This window comes from Rhodococcus sp. NPDC076796 (genome assembly GCF_040702765.1).
Lineage (GTDB): Bacteria > Actinomycetota > Actinomycetes > Mycobacteriales > Mycobacteriaceae > Rhodococcoides.
On record NZ_JBFBMS010000002.1, the window covers coordinates 971,617 to 986,756 of the forward strand.

The following is a 15,140-nucleotide window of genomic DNA, read 5'->3' on the forward strand; positions in this document are numbered from 1 at the left end:
GGTCCCCGGAGGCCCGAACATGACCGCAACGTTCTCCACCCGCGTCCTGCTCGACGTCGGTCGCGCCGAGGATCTCCCCGACGGCGAGGCCCTGCGCATCACCCCGGCCGGAGCACCGCCGATCGCGATCTTCAACGTCGAGGGTGAGTTCTTCGCCATCGACGACACCTGCACCCACCAGGACGCCTCACTGTCCGAAGGCTGGGTGGAGAACTGCGCCGTCGAATGCCCGCTCCACACAGCATGTTTCGACCTCCGCACCGGCGCGGCACTGGGTGCTCCCGCCAAGATCCCCGTGCGCACGCACGCCGTACACGTCGAGGACGGGGTCATCCGCATCGCGGTGACCCCGTGAAGTCGGTGACCGTTGTCGGAGCCTCGCTCGCGGGAGTGGCCACGGCGCGGGCACTGCGCGATCAGGGTTTCGACGGCCGAATCACGATGATCGGCGACGAAGTGCACCTGCCGTACGACCGGCCGCCGCTGTCCAAGAGCTTCCTGCTCGGTGACGAATCCGCACTGCCACTCGACATCGATGGCCTCGGCGTCGACTGGCGTCTGGGTTGCGCGGCGACCGGCCTGTCGGGGACCACGGTCTCGACCGCATCCGGCGATATCAATGCCGATGCGGTGGTGATCGCAACGGGCGCTGCGGCCTGCCGCCTCCCCGGCACCGTCGGGATCGACGGAATTCATGTACTGCGGAGCTTGGACGATGCGCGCGCGCTGCGGTCTTCGCTGTCGTCGGGAGTTCGAGTCACAGTGGTCGGAGCGGGGTTCATCGGCAGCGAAGTCGCCTCCACGGCAGTGGGACTGGGCGCTTCGGTGACGGTTGTCGAGGCCTCGAAGACGCCGCTTGCCCGCGTGTTCGGCAGCGAGCTGGGCTCACTCATAGCCGGGTGGCATCGGAGCGCCGGTGCGGCACTACTGACCGGAGTGTCGGTAGCCGGGTTCGTCGTCGAGGCGGGCCGGGTGCGTGCGGTGGAATTGGCGGACGGTTCGATGATCGAGTCCGACGTGGTCGTCCTCGGCGTCGGTTCTACGCCGAACGTCGGATGGCTCGACGGATCCGGCTTGGACATCCGCGGCGGAGTGGTGACCGATCAGCGCGGTATCACCTCGAACCCGGCCGTCGTCGCCGTCGGAGACTGCGCTGCGGTGCGAGATGCCGCCGGAGTGATTCGGCGCGACGAACACTGGACCTCCGCCGCCACCCGGCCTGCCGTCGCCGTCGAAGCGCTACTGACAGGTGGGTCCAAGGAGTTCACCGGGCTGCCCTACGTGTGGTCGGACCAATACGCCGCACGAATCCAATTCGCTGGACATCACGGACCCGACTGCACCGCCGACATCGTCGAGGGCGACCCCACCACCGGACCCTTCGTCGCGCTCTACCGACGCAACGACCGCCCGGTCGCCGTGCTCGCAGTCTCCTCGCCGCGATCCTTCGGCAAATGGCGTCGCCAGGTAGTCGATACCGCGAACCTGATGACCTGAGTGTCCACTGTTTCCCTCCGATCACGGCATCCCCAAGTCCACTCGATGTGACATTGACCCCCCAAAAGGCCACCGAATGTCACATTGAGTACCCACCAACGGGAACAATGGTGATGGAACACGGGAATCGATTGTCGACTTTGGGAGCAGCAATGACCGCGCTGGATGCAGTACGACGACGGTGGCCGAAGACGATGCCGCTGCAGCCGCTGCCGTCGGAGTCGTGGGCCAAGCAGGAGCCCACCTGGAAAGGTGCGAATCCGCAGGTCATCGAGTCTGCCTTGAAGCGCGCGAAGACGCGTACCTCGGGCAATTGGTTCGTGTTCGCTGCCAGTCGCGACGTCAAGGCCGACAAGCCGTTCGGCCGGTATGTGGGCACCACCGAATTGGTGGCGTGGCGTGACTCTGCAGGCAAGGTGCACATCGGCCCGGGTGCCTGCCCGCATCTCGGTGCCGCGCTGGATACCGCGAAGGTCGAATGCGACACATTGGTCTGCCGCTGGCACGGTCTTGCGCTCGGACCGAAGGGCAAGCCCGGTTGGCGTCCGGTTCCCGCGTTCGACGACGGGGTTCTGGTGTGGGTACGGCTCGACGAGCTCGGCGGTGAGGAGCCGACGCCCGTCCCCGTGGTCCCGATCCGTCCGCCCGCCTCGACTGCCATCGCCGGCGTGGTCACTCTCGTCGGCAAGTGCGAGCCCGACGACATCATCGCCAACCGACTCGATCCCTGGCACGGTGCGTGGTTTCACCCGTATTCGTTCGCGCGGCTGAAGGTGGTCAGCGCGCCGACCGAGATAGATGTACCCGAGGAAGACGATCGCTTCCTGGTCGATGTGACCTTCCGCGTCAGTCGCGGCATCGGGGTTCCGGTGCGGGCCGAGTTCGTCTGCCCCGGTCCCCGCACCATCGTGATGCGCATCCTCGACGGTGAAGGAGCGGGAAGCGTCGTCGAAACGCATGCGACGCCTCTGGCCCCCGCAGCCGACGGCACACCGCGTACCGCCGTCATCGAAGCCACGATCGCAAGTTCGGATCGTCCGGGATTCCAGATGGCGCGCAAAGCATCCGGCCTCCTGCGACCGGCGATGAACTTCACCGCTGCACGGCTGTGGAAGGACGATCTCGACTACGCCGAGCGACGCTACGAGCTGCGTTCGCAGGGCCGGGCCTGAGTGGAGCTCTACCACGTGTGCTTTGCCGTGCAGGATCTCGATACAGCGATGTCGGACCTGTCGGCGGCGGTCGGTGCACGTTGGCGAGAGCCACGTACGGGCACGTTGGGTGAGTGGACCTATCGCATCGTATTTTCGATCGACGCTCCTCATTTCGAGCTGATCGAGGGGCCACCGGGTAGTCCGTGGGAAAGTACGGCGGGGCCGCGATTCCACCACGTAGGGTTCTGGTCCGACAGCATGGACCTCGACCGCTCGGCCTTGGGCGGCGTCGGAACCCTGATGTTCGACGCCTGTCCGCTCGGCCGCCCGTTCAGCTATCACCGAATCGACAGCATCGGCGCGAGTGTGGAATTGGTGGACCGCTCAGCCGAACTTGGCTTCCGCGCGACGTGGGATCTCTGACCACCTACCCCGCGACGACACGGGAAGTGTTCGGGTCGAGTTCGGGATCGATCGAAATCATTGCTGTTCGCTCTCCTTTCGAGGACTCGAGGTCCGATTTCATGACGAAGTCGCTAGGAGTCGTCGGCAAGGTCCTTGAAGTAGCGCGCTTCGGGCCATCTCTGGAACCCACTGCCCTCGTATGCCGCTCGTGCCGGAGCATGACCGGGATCGTCACCTGTCTCGACCATGATCATTCGCAACCCACCAGCCTTCACCCTCGCGAACGACCGATCCATCAGTGCTCTACCAACGCCGTCTCGCTGCCGGACCGGATCGACCACGAGTACATACACCTCGCCCATGTTGTCCTGCGGATGCATTCGGGTGCACACCCAGCCGATGGGCACGTCACCGTCTACCGCCATGTCGACATTTTCGGGTTCACCGTCGAGAACGAGGGCCAGGTCTTCGTCCTGTCGCGCCTGCCAACCCGAGGGATAGAAGCAGTCGTACACGAAGGTCGGGACCGCCGATTGCACCATCGGGAACACCGGTTCCCAGGCGCGGAGCGACAACGCGAGCAGCTCGGTACGGTACTGCGAGGTATAGGACACGATGGTCACCATCAGGCCGAGTCTAGGTCGCGGCGTGTGGACCAGGACATCGAATATCCGAAGGCCCGTAGCTGCCAATCACGACCCCCACTGCGGCACAGCACTATTGGACCTTAGAAATTTCTGAGAACCTCCGAGAAACCCCTTGGCACTCTCAGGGTCAGAGTGCTAATTTTTGTCCTGCACAGTTGAGGAGCGACTCGCCACAGGGGTGAGCGCATCTGGGTACAGGAGGTGGTTGCTGTGCTTCGTTTCGATCCGTTCCGTGATGTCGATTCCCTCACCTCGGCAATGCTGGGTGCCTCTTCCGGTTCGGACCGCGCCCCGCGATTCATGCCGATGGACCTCTACAAGGTCGACGACCACTACGTGCTCAGTGCCGACCTACCCGGCATCGACCCCGGATCGATCGATGTCGACGTCGACCGCGGCACGTTGACGCTCACCGCACATCGATCCGCTCCGGAAAACACTGGTGTGCAATGGATTACCTCAGAGCGATTCGCCGGCACCTTCCGTCGCCAGGTCTCGCTGGGTGACGGCGTCGATACCCAGCGCATCTCCGCGGCGTACGACAACGGCGTTCTGTCCATCACCATTCCCCTCGCCGAACGCGCGAAACCACGCAAGATCGACATCGCACACACCGAGCAGAAGTCCATCGAACACGAGTCGACCTGACCCGAAACGGACGGCCGAACAGATCACGAAAACCATTGGGGTGATGCACTATGCCATCCGAGGCGGTGGTGTGGACGGAATCGACCGACCGTGAGCAGTGGTGGCGCACGGTGGTGGGCGTCGAGACGAGCATGAGGGAATGCTCGACGGCGGATGTACTCGATCAGTGTCGAGCCGAGCCTCTCGACGACGATCTCTACCCGCACACACAGCACGCAGCGTGACGAGAAGGGCCGGTACCGAACACTCGGTGCCGGCCCTCCGTCATCGGAACCCCTACAGAGACAACGAGAAGAACGTGCTCGACGGATCCAGCACGTAGTCCCCGAACGGCGGGCACTCGACGAATCCGTGTCGCACATACAGCCTGCGGGCCGCAGCGAAGTAGTCCTGCGTTCCCGTTTCCAGGCTCACCTTCGCGAACCCACGTCGCCTCGCGTTGTCCAGCGCGTGACCGAGCAAGCGCGACGCCACACCCTGGCCCCGCGCCGCCTCTGTGGTCCGCATCGACTTCAGCTCGGCATGATCGGGTGAGAGCTCCTTCAGCGCAGCGATTCCCAGCAGTACCTGTGCCTCCCAGGCCGTCCACACACTGACGTCCGGCCCGCGCAGACCGGACAGATCGAGAGCGTGCACACTCTCGGCAGGCGAGGTGGCGTGCATGTCCGCGAGATGCTCGGTGAGCAGCGCCTGCACTTGTGGACGCGACAGATCGTCGACCTCGATCCGCATGCCGGAACTCACCTGTTCATGAGCCTCTCGATGGCGTCGAACATCTTGAATCGTCCACTCGTCGGCACTGTTTCGATGTCGTGACCGGTGATGCCCCAGCTCGCCAACAGTGTGTTCGCGGCCTGCAGCCCGGTGGTGGCGGCACGTTCCATCAGCGCCACCGGCAGATCGATACGGATGCCATCGCCCGCAAGAACCAGTGCGGGTTCGGGGGTACGGACGGTGGGGCGCTCGGCGAACGCGCCGAGGCCGAACATGGGGCAGTCGTCACGCCACTCGGATCGCTCTGCGATCACCTCTGCATCAGCGGTTTCCGGATAGATCTCGTGCATCCGATCCATCAGCTGCTGACGCGTGACCTCCTCGGATTCCTCGGCGGCGTAGGCGTGCAGCTCGACGACGGAGCCGCCGGTGCGGGCAGCCCACTGCGCGGCCTCGTCCTCGAATCGTTCGAGCACGCTGATGTTGTCGATCGGGGGCATCCCACCGGTGCCGATGAAGGCGGGACGGTCGGCGTTGACGGCCTTGCTCAACCACACGCGGTGCACCAGGAACGGCGGTGTGTTCTGCAGCGCAGCAACCTGTTTGCGCCAATCGGGCGTCCCCAGCTCGGGTGACTGCTCGAGTACTCGCTGCAATCCGGCGATGTCGGTCGCCAGTACCACTGCGTCGGCGTCGATGATGCCGCCTGCGTCGACGCGGAACTTCCGTAATCCACCGCGGCTGATCTCGCCGCACGGAGTGGAGGTTCTGATGTCGACTCCGAGTCCGGTGAGGTACTCCCCCAGCGGGTCCCACAGAGCCTGCGGATACGGGTCACGTGGAACGTCGAAGATCAGGCCCTCGGAGGAGCCGAGGAAGTAGATGTGGAACATCATGGCCAGCTCGGCGGCAGACATCTTCTCGGGATCGGCGAAGAAGCTTCGGGAGAACACTCCGAACGCCAGGTGTCGTGCGGCCTCGGGAAAGTTGATGTTGCGCAGAAACTCTGCGGCCGGAGTGGTGTCCAGCTCGTCGAAGGTCTTCGGCACACTCACCGTCATCAACGGCAGTGCCGCAATACCGTTGAGGTCGGTGAGGTCCTTCCACCGGAACGTCGGACTACGCTTGACGAACGCGAAGGCGTTGAGTGGCGGCGTTTCGGGCAGGCCCTTGAATCCGTCGATCCGGCCGTCGCCGTCGATCAGTGGGTAGTCGTCCACCGGACGCAGCCGAGCCAACTCGGGATCGGTGCGGCGGAGCAGGTTTCGCAGGTTGTAGTACTGCCGGAAGAACGCGTGGAAGCCGCGGCTCATGGTGGCGGGTGAGCCGTCCTCGAGCGTCGTGTCCCATCCGCCGACGCGGCCGCCGAGGTAGCTCTCGCGTTCGACCACGTGCACTTTCACTCCGCGCTCGGCCAGTGCGGTCGCAGCACTCAGACCCGCGATACCACCGCCGACCACCACCACGTGCGGCACGTCCGCCAGCTGTGTGGCGTCGGAATACCCTTGCGTCGCAGCATGGGTGACCTTTTTGGAGTCGGTCAACGCTCTTCCTCCGTGGGACGAGAGCCGAGGAACGTGTGCACCACATCGTTCTGCCAACCGGTCATGGTCTCTCTGGCCACGCCGGTGTAGCCCGCGCGCTGCATCCGCCGCATGAAGGCCGAGGCACCGTCGAACGTCACGACGCTGCGCCACAGATGCCGGTACAGAGTGGCGTCGCGTGTCGCCAGCCAGCCGAGCGGAATGATGATGCCCCAGCTCACCACATTCCAGGAGATCCTGGCCCGGAGCGAATCGTGCACCGAGTACTCGTGGAACGCGATGGTCGAGCCCGGACGCAGCAGTGACAGAAGCGATTTCAGCTCCGTATCGGGATCGTCGACGTTCCTGATGAGATACGCGGCGAGGATCGCGTCGAACGGACCGTCCACCCCGTTCATCGCCAGATCCTCGACGCGTGAGTGCACGAACGTCACGTTCGACGGCCAGTCCTTGCTCCGCGCGACCTCGAGCATCTCGGCCGACGCGTCGGCGGCGACGATCTCCGCATGCGGCGCGGCTTCGAGCAGCGCTGCAGTGGATGCGCCGGTGCCGCAACCGATGTCGAGCAGACGCAGGCCGGCACCCAGGTTCGGGATCCGCAGGCGCTTGGCCGACTTGAGCAGGTGGTCGTGATAACCGGGGTTCGCTCCGACGAGTCGGTCGTACGCCTTCGCGCCGACATCGAATGCCCCGGGAACTTCGTTGCGCGGCAGTCCGCTCTTACCGACCTTCACAGTGCCTCTTCCTTGCTGACGCGGGCCGAGGGCCCACCCTGGACCGATACGACATCACCGTGCTGCAACTGCCGTCCGCGCCGCACGTCGACATCCCCGTTGACACTGACCAAACCGTCGGCGATCACGCCCTTCGCCTCCGCACCGGATTCGATGAGGTTGGCGAGCTTGAGGAATTGACCCAATCTGATCGATTCGTCGCGGATGGGGACATCGTGTGCGTCGGACATGTCTCCATCCTGTACTAGCAAGCCGTTCGCTGCTACCAACCGGTCACATCGACGAACGGAACCGGCGCAAGCGCAGGCTGTTGCTCACCACGAACACCGAGGACAGCGCCATCGCGGCACCGGCGAGCATCGGGTTGAGCAGGCCCGCAGCGGCCAGCGGAACTGCAGCGACGTTGTAGGCGAAGGCCCAGAACAGGTTGCCCTTGATGGTGCTCAGCGTGCGTCGCGAGAGCCGGATGGCGTCGCCCACGGCCCGCAGATCACCGCGCACCAACGTCAGGTCGCTCGCCTCGATCGCCACATCGGTGCCCGTACCCATCGCAAGCCCCAGATCGGCCGTGGCCAGCGCGGCCGCGTCGTTGATCCCGTCACCGACCATCGCCACGACCTTGCCCGACGCCTGCAGCTCGGTGACGGCATCGACCTTGCCCGTCGGCAGGACACCGGCGATGACCTCGTCGATTCCCACCTCGGCGGCGATCGTGCGCGCGGCGGCCTCGTTGTCGCCGGTCAGCATGACGGGAGTCAGGCCGAGCGCTCGGAGTTCCGCGACGGCTTGCTTCGACGTCGGCTTGACCGAATCGGAGACCACCAGCACTCCGCGAGCCCTGCCGTCCCAGCCGAGTGCGACGGCGGTCCGTCCCTGCCGTTCGGCGGCCTCGAAAGCATCTGCAAGCTCCGACGGCAGCGGCATCGACCAGTCGGCCAACAGCGAGCGCCGCCCGATGACCGCGGCGCGACCGCCCACGACACCCTGCACCCCGAGTCCGTCGAGGCTGGTGAATTCCTCGACGCTCAGGGACTGGGTCGAACCCGCGATGGCGCGGGCGATGGGGTGCTCCGAACCCGATTCCAACGCTGCCGCCACAGCACGGACCACGTCCTCGTCCTCGCCGTCGGCCACGTGGACCGACTGCAGCGTCATCTCCCCGGTGGTGACGGTTCCGGTCTTGTCGAGTACGACGGTGTCGACGCGGCGCGTGGATTCGAGGATTTCCGGGCCCTTGATCAGGATGCCGAGCTGCGCGGCCCGGCCGGTGCCGACCATCAGCGCGGTAGGTGTGGCCAGTCCGAGCGCGCACGGGCAGGCGATGATGAGCACTGCAACCGCAGCGGTGAACGCACCGGCTGCGGAACTGCCTGCACCGAGCCAGAATCCGAGCGTCGCGACCGAGATCGCGATGACGATCGGCACGAAGATCCCGGAGATACGATCGGCCAATCGCTGCGCCTGCGCCTTGCCGGTCTGAGCGTCCTCGACGGCCTTCGCCATCTGTGCGAGCTGAGTATCGGCACCGATTCGCTGTGCCCGCACGGTGATCCGGCCACCGACGTTGAGCGTCGCACCGACCACGGCGTCGCCGACGCCGACCTCCACGGGCACGGATTCGCCCGTCAGCATCGATCGGTCGACGGCCGAGGATCCACTCTCGACGGTGCCGTCCGTGGCCACCTTCTCGCCCGGACGAACGACGAACAGATCGCCGACGGCCAAGTGCTCGATCGGAACCTGTTGTTCGTCACCGTCTTTCAGTACGGCAACCGTCTTGGCACCGAGGTCCATCAGGGCGCGCAACGCCGCACCGGCCTGACGCTTGGATCGGCTCTCGAACCATCGTCCGGCCAGGATGAAGGTGGTCACGCCGGCTGCGGCTTCGAGGTAGATGTTGCCGGCCCCGTCCGTTCGCGCGATCGTGAACTCGAACGGATGCGTCATACCGGGTGTGCCTGCGGTACCGAAGAACAGTGCGTACAGCGACCACCCCAACGCCGCGAGGGTGCCCATGCTGACGAGGGTGTCCATGGTGGAGGTGCCGTGCCGCAGGTTGGTCCATGCGGCGCGGTGGAACGGCAACGCGCCCCACACGACCACGGGCGCGGCGAGAGTCAACGACAGCCATTGCCAGTTGGTGAACTGCAACGCCGGAATCATTGCCATCGCGATCACCGGCACACTGAGCACCGCCGAGACGATCAATCGCTGCTTCAACGGGTCGGTGGGAAGCTCGTCGACCGGTTCGGCCGCGGGCAGAGTCGCGGTGTAGCCGGCGGCTTCGACTGCCGCGATCAGGTCCTCGGTGGCCACGCCGTCACTGGTGACACGCGCCTTCTCGGTGGCGTAGTTGACCGTCGCCGATACCCCGTCGAGCTTGTTGAGCTTGCGTTCGATGCGGTTGGCGCACGACGCACAGGTCATGCCGCCGAGGATCAGTTCGGTTTCCTGGCTCATGACTGTCCCTCCTGTGCCTCGATGGTGAATTCGGCTGTGTGTACGACGCCCCCGTGCTGGAAGTCCAGGTAGGGCGCGTATGTTCCCGCGGTCGGCGCAGCCGCCGCGTCGTGCGAGTCGTGGTCGGTGTGCGACGCCACGGGGGGCGGGACGTCGGGTCCGATCTTGTCCCCGACGAACAGCGCCGCCAGGAACAGGAATGCGATCCCGACGACAAATCCGACGAGCTTGGTGGGTGCGTCGAGTTCCTGCCGTTCTGTGTTCACGGCACTACCCTACCCCCCCAGGGTATCTATCCGGTAGTTCCGAGTGCCATCTTGTAGCCGACGTGGGAGTCGACGAAGCCGAGACGGGTGTAAAAGCGATGGGCGTCCGTTCGAGTGGCGTCGGCCGTCAACTGCACCAGAGCACACCCCCGTCGCTCGGCCTCCGCGATCGCCCACCTGATCAGCGCACCGCCGAGCCCCCGGCTGCGCCACCGCGCGTCCACCCGAACTGCTTCGATCTGCGCCCGCAATGCGCCCCCTCGGGCAAGCCCGGGAATGACGGTCAACTGCAGCGTTGCCACTACCTCGTCACCGAGCAGCGGGTGCCGTCGGTCAGGTCGAATCCCGTCGATGTCATTCGAGGATGAAATGCCATGCGTACGACGGTAAATAATGCGGTTTGTAACGCGAAGGACCCGACCGACGAAATCCCGGGTAACCCACTGGCAACTGCAGTCGGGATCAGTTCGGGCGGACATGATGGGGATCGAAAACATGAATGTTGGCAAGTCGACGCGTGCGCGCGTCGCGTTGAGCGCGTTCGCGATCGGAGCCCTCGGTGCCGGAGTAGTTGTGGCCGCACCGTGGTCGTCTCCCTCCACGACCACCGAAGCATCCATCGAACTGGTGTCGACGGCCACCTGCTACGACATGGTCAGCATCGCGATCGGCGGCCGCGGCGACACCCCGCGCGAGGGCGTCAAGTGGCTCACCACTCCCGAGGGCGAGCGGCTGCCCGCAGCGATGTCCGGCGACTACTCCAGCGACTGGATCGACCAGGCCGTGCGTGCCCCCAACAATGGCAACGTGGTTCCGGACTCCTACGCCGCGGTGTACGTCGAGTACCCGGCCGACCTGGCGAGCTACGAGAACGCCGTGCAGACCGGCGTCACCAACTCGCAGACCATCATGAGGACGATCACGGCGTCCTGCCCCGACACTCGATTCGCCATCGTCGGCTACAGCGAGGGCGCAGACGTTGCCCGCCGCACCGCGATGGAGGTCGGCAATCAGGTCACGGGAGCCGACGGCAAGTACGGAATCGTCGACCCCTCCCAGGTCGTGGGAGTCGTCATCTTCGCCGACGCCGGCCGCGTCGCCGGGGAGGGCCCGTTCCCCGGTGCCGAGAACCCGTTCAGCAATCCGGACGGCTTCGACACCCGGTACCAGAACGGCAACAACGCAATTCCCGGCCAGGGAGCACTCCCCGGCACATCCGGCGGATTCGGCGCGCTCGACGGCCGAGTGGCGTCCTTCTGCTCCGACGGCGACCTCACCTGCGCACTGCCCGCCAACACGTCACTGATTCACCTCGCCGCCAATGTCGGTCGCCAGGTCAACGCCGACGCGCTGCAGAACGAGAACCTCACCCCCGCCACCGGTGCCGATCTGGCGCTGGCCCTGGGACGCATCGCCGTCAATGCCTTCAACGACATTGCCTCGCAGCCCGACTGGATGCAGAGCGACGAGACGTTCCTCGACGTGTTGATCAAGGTGTCCGAGCCCGGCTACAAGCCCGGCGCAGTGACCACACCGGTCGCGGCCAAGGTCGACGGCGAGCAGGAGCCCATCGAGACCGGTCAGATGGTCGACATGGTGTACCTGCCGCAGAAGATCTTCAGGGAGATCACCGGCTTCATCTCCTCGAACCAGAACACCATCCCCGTCGTGATGAACGACCCGTACGGCCTCACCCTGGCACCCGGATCGGGACACCACTTCGACTACTGGCGCAACGCCGATCCCGCCAACGGCAAGCCGCTGACCTCTGTGCAGTACGCCGCGGCCTGGTTGACGCAGCTGGCGGAGCAGGCCAACAGGGGCGAGCCGGTGAAGACCAAAGAGGTGCAGGAGAAGGCTGGACGTGCAGCGATCGAAACGATCGTCGCACCTGTGACCACGTCGGCAACGGCAACTCCGAAGGCCACCACGACCGCCCCGGCAACCTCGACGCCCGTCGTGACCACCACCGTTCCGGTTGTGCCTGCACCCGTCACCACCGCCGAGACACCGGCACCGGCCACCGTCACGACGACCCCCGAGTGCACGATCCCCGTCGAGGGTGAAACCCCCGTCGAGGGAGCACCGCCGGTCTGCGTCACCCCGACGGCAACCGACGCCGAGGTAGCACCGGAGTCCGTAGTTACGACCACCGAGGTTGTACCTGCTCCCTAGGTGAACGGTAGTTCGTAGCCTGCTACGAACTACCGCTCACGACGGCGGGCCTGCGCATCAGCACCGCGCAGGCAACCGTCACCACTGCAACGACCACGAGCCCGGCCACCGACAGCACCAGGTGGTCGGGCTCGCTCGTGCGGGTGGCCACCGCGTTGTCCGAAGACAATGACAGGCCCGGCTGATAGCTCGCGGCGTACACCGTCACCGGCAGGGTCATGGTGAACAGCGCTGGCAACGCGACGGACAGCGAACCCGGCGCAGTCGACAGCGTGGACACCAGCGCGTACGCGACGACGAACGGCAGAGCGAACTGCGACACCGGCGGCAGAGCGACGTAGCCCTCGATCAGAGCTGCGCCGGCAACGACGAGCAGCCCACCCAGTCCGACGTACACCTGAGGCCACCGATAGCCGATCCCGGCTCCGACGACCAGCAACGCGGCACTCACGGCCAATTGCAGCGAATCCTCGACGGCGAATCCCATCGACCCGATCGTGGCCGACGCGAACAGCACCAGCAGCACGCGCCCGTCCCGCCCGGGGAATGCGAACGCCGCCACCACCGCAAGAACGGCCATACCGGCGAGCGCACCGAGCCAGACGGCATCCCCACTGTCGTGGCCGCCGGCGAACCAACTCAGAACACCGGCAGCTACGGGCAGCGGAAGTCCGACCAGCAGAGTCCGTCGAGTCTCGTGCGACTGCAACGCCACATCGCGGTGTGCCATGAACAGCGAGAGCGCCGCACCCAGTGCCGCAATCACCATGATGATCGCCCGCTCCGGAACCACCGCGTCCTCGGCACCGACGACATCCCACACGAACACGGGACCGTCGTCGACTTGCAGCAGGGCATCCAGCGCTGTGCCGAGGAGACCGGCTCCGATCGCGGCGACGGCCAGCGATGCCTGCGCTCCGCGATGTCGCCCCGCGAGTACGGCGGACGCGCCGAGCAAGGCGCCTGCTCCCACTGCGCCGGCCCAGTCGCCGAACATTCCGGTTACCATGCCCACTGTCCGGAACAGGACGACGAGTACTGCTCCGATCGCCACGACAAGCACACCGCGCGCACTCGAACGCGCGAGCGCGACGCTGGTCAGGCACGCGGTCAGCGCGAGGACGGTGAGCCCGTTGACGATCGTTGCCAGTGAACCGAATTCGGCCGTGCTGCTCAGCAGGGAGTCGAAGGGTCGGATATCACCGATCGCATAGCCGACGACGAAGCCGGCGAGGATCATCGACAGTACTTTCATACTGTCGATCATGCCGTCAGCCGAACTTCACTCCCTGTGCCAGGGGCAGTTCGTTCGAGTAGTTGACCGTGTTCGTAGCTCGCCGCATGTAGGCCTTCCACGCGTCCGAACCGGATTCGCGGCCACCGCCCGTCTCCTTCTCGCCACCGAATGCCCCGCCGATTTCGGCTCCGGAGGGGCCGATGTTGACGTTGGCGATACCGCAGTCCGAGCCGGCAGCGGACAGGAAGCGCTCCGCCTCGCGGAGGTCGGTGGTGAAAATCGACGACGAAAGACCCTGCGGCACATCGTTGTGCAGTGCGATTGCCTCGTCGAGGGTGTCGTACGTCAGCACGTACATGATGGGCGCGAACGTCTCGTGCTTGACGATGTCGGTCTGCGCGGGCATCGTCACGATCGCCGGCTGAACGTAGAACGAGTACTCGTCGACCACATTCACCCTCTCCCCGCCGACGACGACCGTTCCACCGTCGGATATCGCGGTTTCGAGTGCCTTCTGGTACCCCGCGTAGGCGCTGGCATCGATCAGTGGACCTACCAAAGTGTCGGTGGCCAAGGGAGATCCGATGGAGAGCGTCTCGTATGCCGCGACCAGCTTGCCGACCAGTTCGTCCGCGACAGAGGAATGCACGATGACGCGTCGCAGCGAGGTGCAGCGCTGACCGGCGGTTCCGGCGGCCGAGAACACCAGTCCACGCGTCGTCAGATCGAGATCGGCCGACGGCGTCACGATCGCTGCGTTGTTTCCGCCGAGTTCGAGCAACACTCGGCCGAATCGCTCGGCGACCCGAGGCGCGACGGCACGGCCCATTCTCGTCGAGCCGGTGGCCGACACCAGTGCGACTCGCGAATCGTCCACCAACGCTTCGCCGGACGCGCGATCACCGATCACCAGCTGCGCGATCTTGGGGTCCACTCCGGCAGCGGCGGCGGCCCGCTCGAACAGCGCCTGCACTCCGACGGCGGTCAGCGGCGTCTTCTCCGACGGCTTCCAGATCACCGTATCGCCTGCGACGAGTGCGAGAGCAGTGTTCCAACTCCACACCGCCACAGGGAAATTGAATGCGGTGATGACACCGACGACACCGAGCGGATGCCACTGCTCCATCATCCGATGCCCGGGCCGCTCGGTGGCGATCGTGTTGCCGTACAGCTGACGGGAGAGTCCGACGGCGAAGTCGCAGATGTCGATCATCTCCTGCACCTCACCGAGCCCCTCGGAGACGATCTTTCCAGCCTCGATGGACACCAACGCGCCCAGATCCTCCTTGTGTACGCGCAGCAGTTCTCCGAGTTCCCGGATCACCTGACCACGCACGGGGGCCGGCACCTGCGACCACGACAGGAAGGCGGTACGCGCGTCGGCGACGACGGTCTCGACATCGTCCGCCGAAGCCGACGCCAGCGACGCCAAGTTCCCTCCGGTGATCGGCGACCGCGCGATGATCGCGTCGGGTCCCGCGGGGGCGTCGAGCGCGATCGTGGCACCCAGCCGGTCGAGGATCGCGCGAGTGCGCACACTCAACTCGTCGTGGGTGATGGATGCAGACATGCGCGTACACCTTCCGTGAAGAGAACCGAACTGTCGGACATCAGCCTACCGATGAGGGTCACAACCGTATAATTTCCTGCATTATGGAC

Annotated in this window: 17 protein-coding genes and 1 pseudogene; 8 read left to right on the forward strand and 10 right to left on the reverse strand. The window is 65.5% G+C overall.

Annotated features, from left to right (window positions below; genetic code table 11):
* The first annotated feature begins 19 nt into the window (after nucleotides 1-19).
* From AB0366_RS09915 to AB0366_RS09935, 5 genes and pseudogenes are all read left to right on the forward strand, one after another.
* Nucleotides 20-355 carry a bifunctional 3-phenylpropionate/cinnamic acid dioxygenase ferredoxin subunit gene (locus tag AB0366_RS09915; protein ID WP_183130329.1) on the forward strand — a complete coding sequence of 112 codons (336 nt, stop codon included), beginning with the start codon at nucleotides 20-22 and terminating at the stop codon, nucleotides 353-355.
* Nucleotides 352-1,497: an FAD-dependent oxidoreductase gene (locus tag AB0366_RS09920; RefSeq protein WP_366243701.1), complete on the forward strand. Its 1,146-nt coding sequence runs from the start codon at nucleotides 352-354 to the stop codon at nucleotides 1,495-1,497. The genes AB0366_RS09915 and AB0366_RS09920 overlap by 4 nt, the downstream gene beginning before the upstream one ends.
* A 152-nt stretch (nucleotides 1,498-1,649) precedes the next feature.
* Nucleotides 1,650-2,669 (forward strand): DUF5914 domain-containing protein, encoded by a 1,020-nt coding sequence (locus AB0366_RS09925; RefSeq protein ID WP_366243702.1) that lies wholly within the window; start codon nucleotides 1,650-1,652, stop codon nucleotides 2,667-2,669.
* A 15-nt stretch (nucleotides 2,670-2,684) separates the two neighbouring features.
* A pseudogene (locus tag AB0366_RS09930) lies at nucleotides 2,685-2,909 on the forward strand (VOC family protein); the annotation flags it as partial.
* Entirely contained in the window at nucleotides 2,910-3,074 is a 165-nt protein-coding gene (locus tag AB0366_RS09935) for a hypothetical protein (protein ID WP_366243873.1), read from the forward strand. It abuts the pseudogene before it with no gap.
* Nucleotides 3,075-3,187: 113 nt separating this feature from the next.
* Here the strand turns inward: AB0366_RS09935 and AB0366_RS09940 are convergent, their stop codons facing one another.
* The gene (locus AB0366_RS09940) at nucleotides 3,188-3,682 is read right to left on the reverse strand and encodes a GNAT family N-acetyltransferase (protein WP_366243703.1); all 495 of its coding nucleotides are present in this window, start codon (nucleotides 3,680-3,682) and stop codon (nucleotides 3,188-3,190) included.
* 231 nt (nucleotides 3,683-3,913) lie between these two features.
* Between AB0366_RS09940 and AB0366_RS09945 the strand changes: the two genes are divergently transcribed.
* Together AB0366_RS09945 and AB0366_RS09950 are read left to right on the forward strand one after the other, a co-directional pair.
* Complete coding sequence (locus tag AB0366_RS09945; protein ID WP_366243704.1) at nucleotides 3,914-4,351, forward strand: Hsp20/alpha crystallin family protein; 438 nt, start codon at nucleotides 3,914-3,916, stop codon at nucleotides 4,349-4,351.
* Nucleotides 4,352-4,401: 50 nt separating this feature from the next.
* Nucleotides 4,402-4,575, forward strand: a complete 174-nt coding sequence (locus AB0366_RS09950; protein ID WP_366243705.1) for a hypothetical protein — start codon at nucleotides 4,402-4,404, stop codon at nucleotides 4,573-4,575.
* A gap of 52 nt (nucleotides 4,576-4,627) precedes the next feature.
* On the opposite strand, the gene AB0366_RS09955 is transcribed toward AB0366_RS09950, so the two are convergent.
* From AB0366_RS09955 to AB0366_RS09985, 7 genes are read right to left on the reverse strand one after another with little or no spacing between them, the layout of a single operon-like run.
* A complete protein-coding gene (locus tag AB0366_RS09955) occupies nucleotides 4,628-5,083 on the reverse strand; it encodes a GNAT family N-acetyltransferase (protein WP_366243706.1) in 456 nt (151 codons plus the stop codon).
* 8 nt (nucleotides 5,084-5,091) lie between these two features.
* The gene (locus AB0366_RS09960) at nucleotides 5,092-6,609 is read right to left on the reverse strand and encodes an NAD(P)/FAD-dependent oxidoreductase (RefSeq protein ID WP_366243707.1); all 1,518 of its coding nucleotides are present in this window, start codon (nucleotides 6,607-6,609) and stop codon (nucleotides 5,092-5,094) included.
* Entirely contained in the window at nucleotides 6,606-7,343 is a 738-nt protein-coding gene (locus tag AB0366_RS09965; RefSeq protein WP_121871702.1) for a class I SAM-dependent methyltransferase, read from the reverse strand. Before AB0366_RS09965 ends, AB0366_RS09960 begins: the two co-directional genes overlap by 4 nt.
* Nucleotides 7,340-7,573 carry an RNA-binding S4 domain-containing protein gene (locus tag AB0366_RS09970; protein WP_032397061.1) on the reverse strand — a complete coding sequence of 78 codons (234 nt, stop codon included), beginning with the start codon at nucleotides 7,571-7,573 and terminating at the stop codon, nucleotides 7,340-7,342. The genes AB0366_RS09965 and AB0366_RS09970 overlap by 4 nt, the downstream gene beginning before the upstream one ends.
* 43 nt (nucleotides 7,574-7,616) lie before the next feature.
* The gene (locus AB0366_RS09975) at nucleotides 7,617-9,803 is read right to left on the reverse strand and encodes a heavy metal translocating P-type ATPase (RefSeq protein ID WP_366243708.1); all 2,187 of its coding nucleotides are present in this window, start codon (nucleotides 9,801-9,803) and stop codon (nucleotides 7,617-7,619) included.
* A complete protein-coding gene (locus AB0366_RS09980) occupies nucleotides 9,800-10,069 on the reverse strand; it encodes a hypothetical protein (RefSeq protein WP_366243709.1) in 270 nt (89 codons plus the stop codon). Before AB0366_RS09980 ends, AB0366_RS09975 begins: the two co-directional genes overlap by 4 nt.
* 26 nt (nucleotides 10,070-10,095) lie before the next feature.
* On the reverse strand, nucleotides 10,096-10,566 hold the full coding sequence (locus AB0366_RS09985; RefSeq protein WP_366243710.1) for a GNAT family N-acetyltransferase: 471 nt from the start codon (nucleotides 10,564-10,566) through the stop codon (nucleotides 10,096-10,098).
* Between AB0366_RS09985 and AB0366_RS09990 the strand changes: the two genes are divergently transcribed.
* Nucleotides 10,565-12,244 (forward strand): cutinase family protein, encoded by a 1,680-nt coding sequence (locus tag AB0366_RS09990; RefSeq protein ID WP_366243711.1) that lies wholly within the window; start codon nucleotides 10,565-10,567, stop codon nucleotides 12,242-12,244. The two genes, AB0366_RS09985 and AB0366_RS09990, sit on opposite strands and share 2 nt — an antisense overlap.
* A 22-nt stretch (nucleotides 12,245-12,266) precedes the next feature.
* Here AB0366_RS09990 and AB0366_RS09995 read toward each other — a convergent pair whose 3' ends face one another.
* On the reverse strand, nucleotides 12,267-13,499 hold the full coding sequence (locus AB0366_RS09995) for a hypothetical protein (protein WP_366243712.1): 1,233 nt from the start codon (nucleotides 13,497-13,499) through the stop codon (nucleotides 12,267-12,269).
* A gap of 16 nt (nucleotides 13,500-13,515) precedes the next feature.
* Nucleotides 13,516-15,051 (reverse strand): aldehyde dehydrogenase family protein, encoded by a 1,536-nt coding sequence (locus AB0366_RS10000; protein ID WP_366243713.1) that lies wholly within the window; start codon nucleotides 15,049-15,051, stop codon nucleotides 13,516-13,518.
* Nucleotides 15,052-15,140: the final 89 nt, after the last annotated feature.

Excerpts from the sequence above, each read along its gene's own strand:
- AB0366_RS10000 (WP_366243713.1), bottom strand. The coding sequence starts at position 15,051 with ATGTCTGCATCCATCACCCACGACGAGTTGAGTGTGCGCACTCGCGCG.
- AB0366_RS09925 (WP_366243702.1), top strand. The coding sequence starts at position 1,650 with ATGACCGCGCTGGATGCAGTACGACGACGGTGGCCGAAGACGATGCCG.
- AB0366_RS09990 (WP_366243711.1), top strand. The coding sequence starts at position 10,565 with ATGAATGTTGGCAAGTCGACGCGTGCGCGCGTCGCGTTGAGCGCGTTC.
- AB0366_RS09935 (WP_366243873.1), top strand. The coding sequence starts at position 2,910 with ATGGACCTCGACCGCTCGGCCTTGGGCGGCGTCGGAACCCTGATGTTC.
- AB0366_RS09975 (WP_366243708.1), bottom strand. The coding sequence starts at position 9,803 with ATGAGCCAGGAAACCGAACTGATCCTCGGCGGCATGACCTGTGCGTCG.
- AB0366_RS09985 (WP_366243710.1), bottom strand. The coding sequence starts at position 10,566 with ATGTTTTCGATCCCCATCATGTCCGCCCGAACTGATCCCGACTGCAGT.
- AB0366_RS09940 (WP_366243703.1), bottom strand. The coding sequence starts at position 3,682 with ATGGTGACCATCGTGTCCTATACCTCGCAGTACCGTACCGAGCTGCTC.
- AB0366_RS09915 (WP_183130329.1), top strand. The coding sequence starts at position 20 with ATGACCGCAACGTTCTCCACCCGCGTCCTGCTCGACGTCGGTCGCGCC.
- AB0366_RS09955 (WP_366243706.1), bottom strand. The coding sequence starts at position 5,083 with ATGCGGATCGAGGTCGACGATCTGTCGCGTCCACAAGTGCAGGCGCTG.
- AB0366_RS09970 (WP_032397061.1), bottom strand. The coding sequence starts at position 7,573 with ATGTCCGACGCACACGATGTCCCCATCCGCGACGAATCGATCAGATTG.
- AB0366_RS09950 (WP_366243705.1), top strand. The coding sequence starts at position 4,402 with ATGCCATCCGAGGCGGTGGTGTGGACGGAATCGACCGACCGTGAGCAG.
- AB0366_RS09995 (WP_366243712.1), bottom strand. The coding sequence starts at position 13,499 with ATGAAAGTACTGTCGATGATCCTCGCCGGCTTCGTCGTCGGCTATGCG.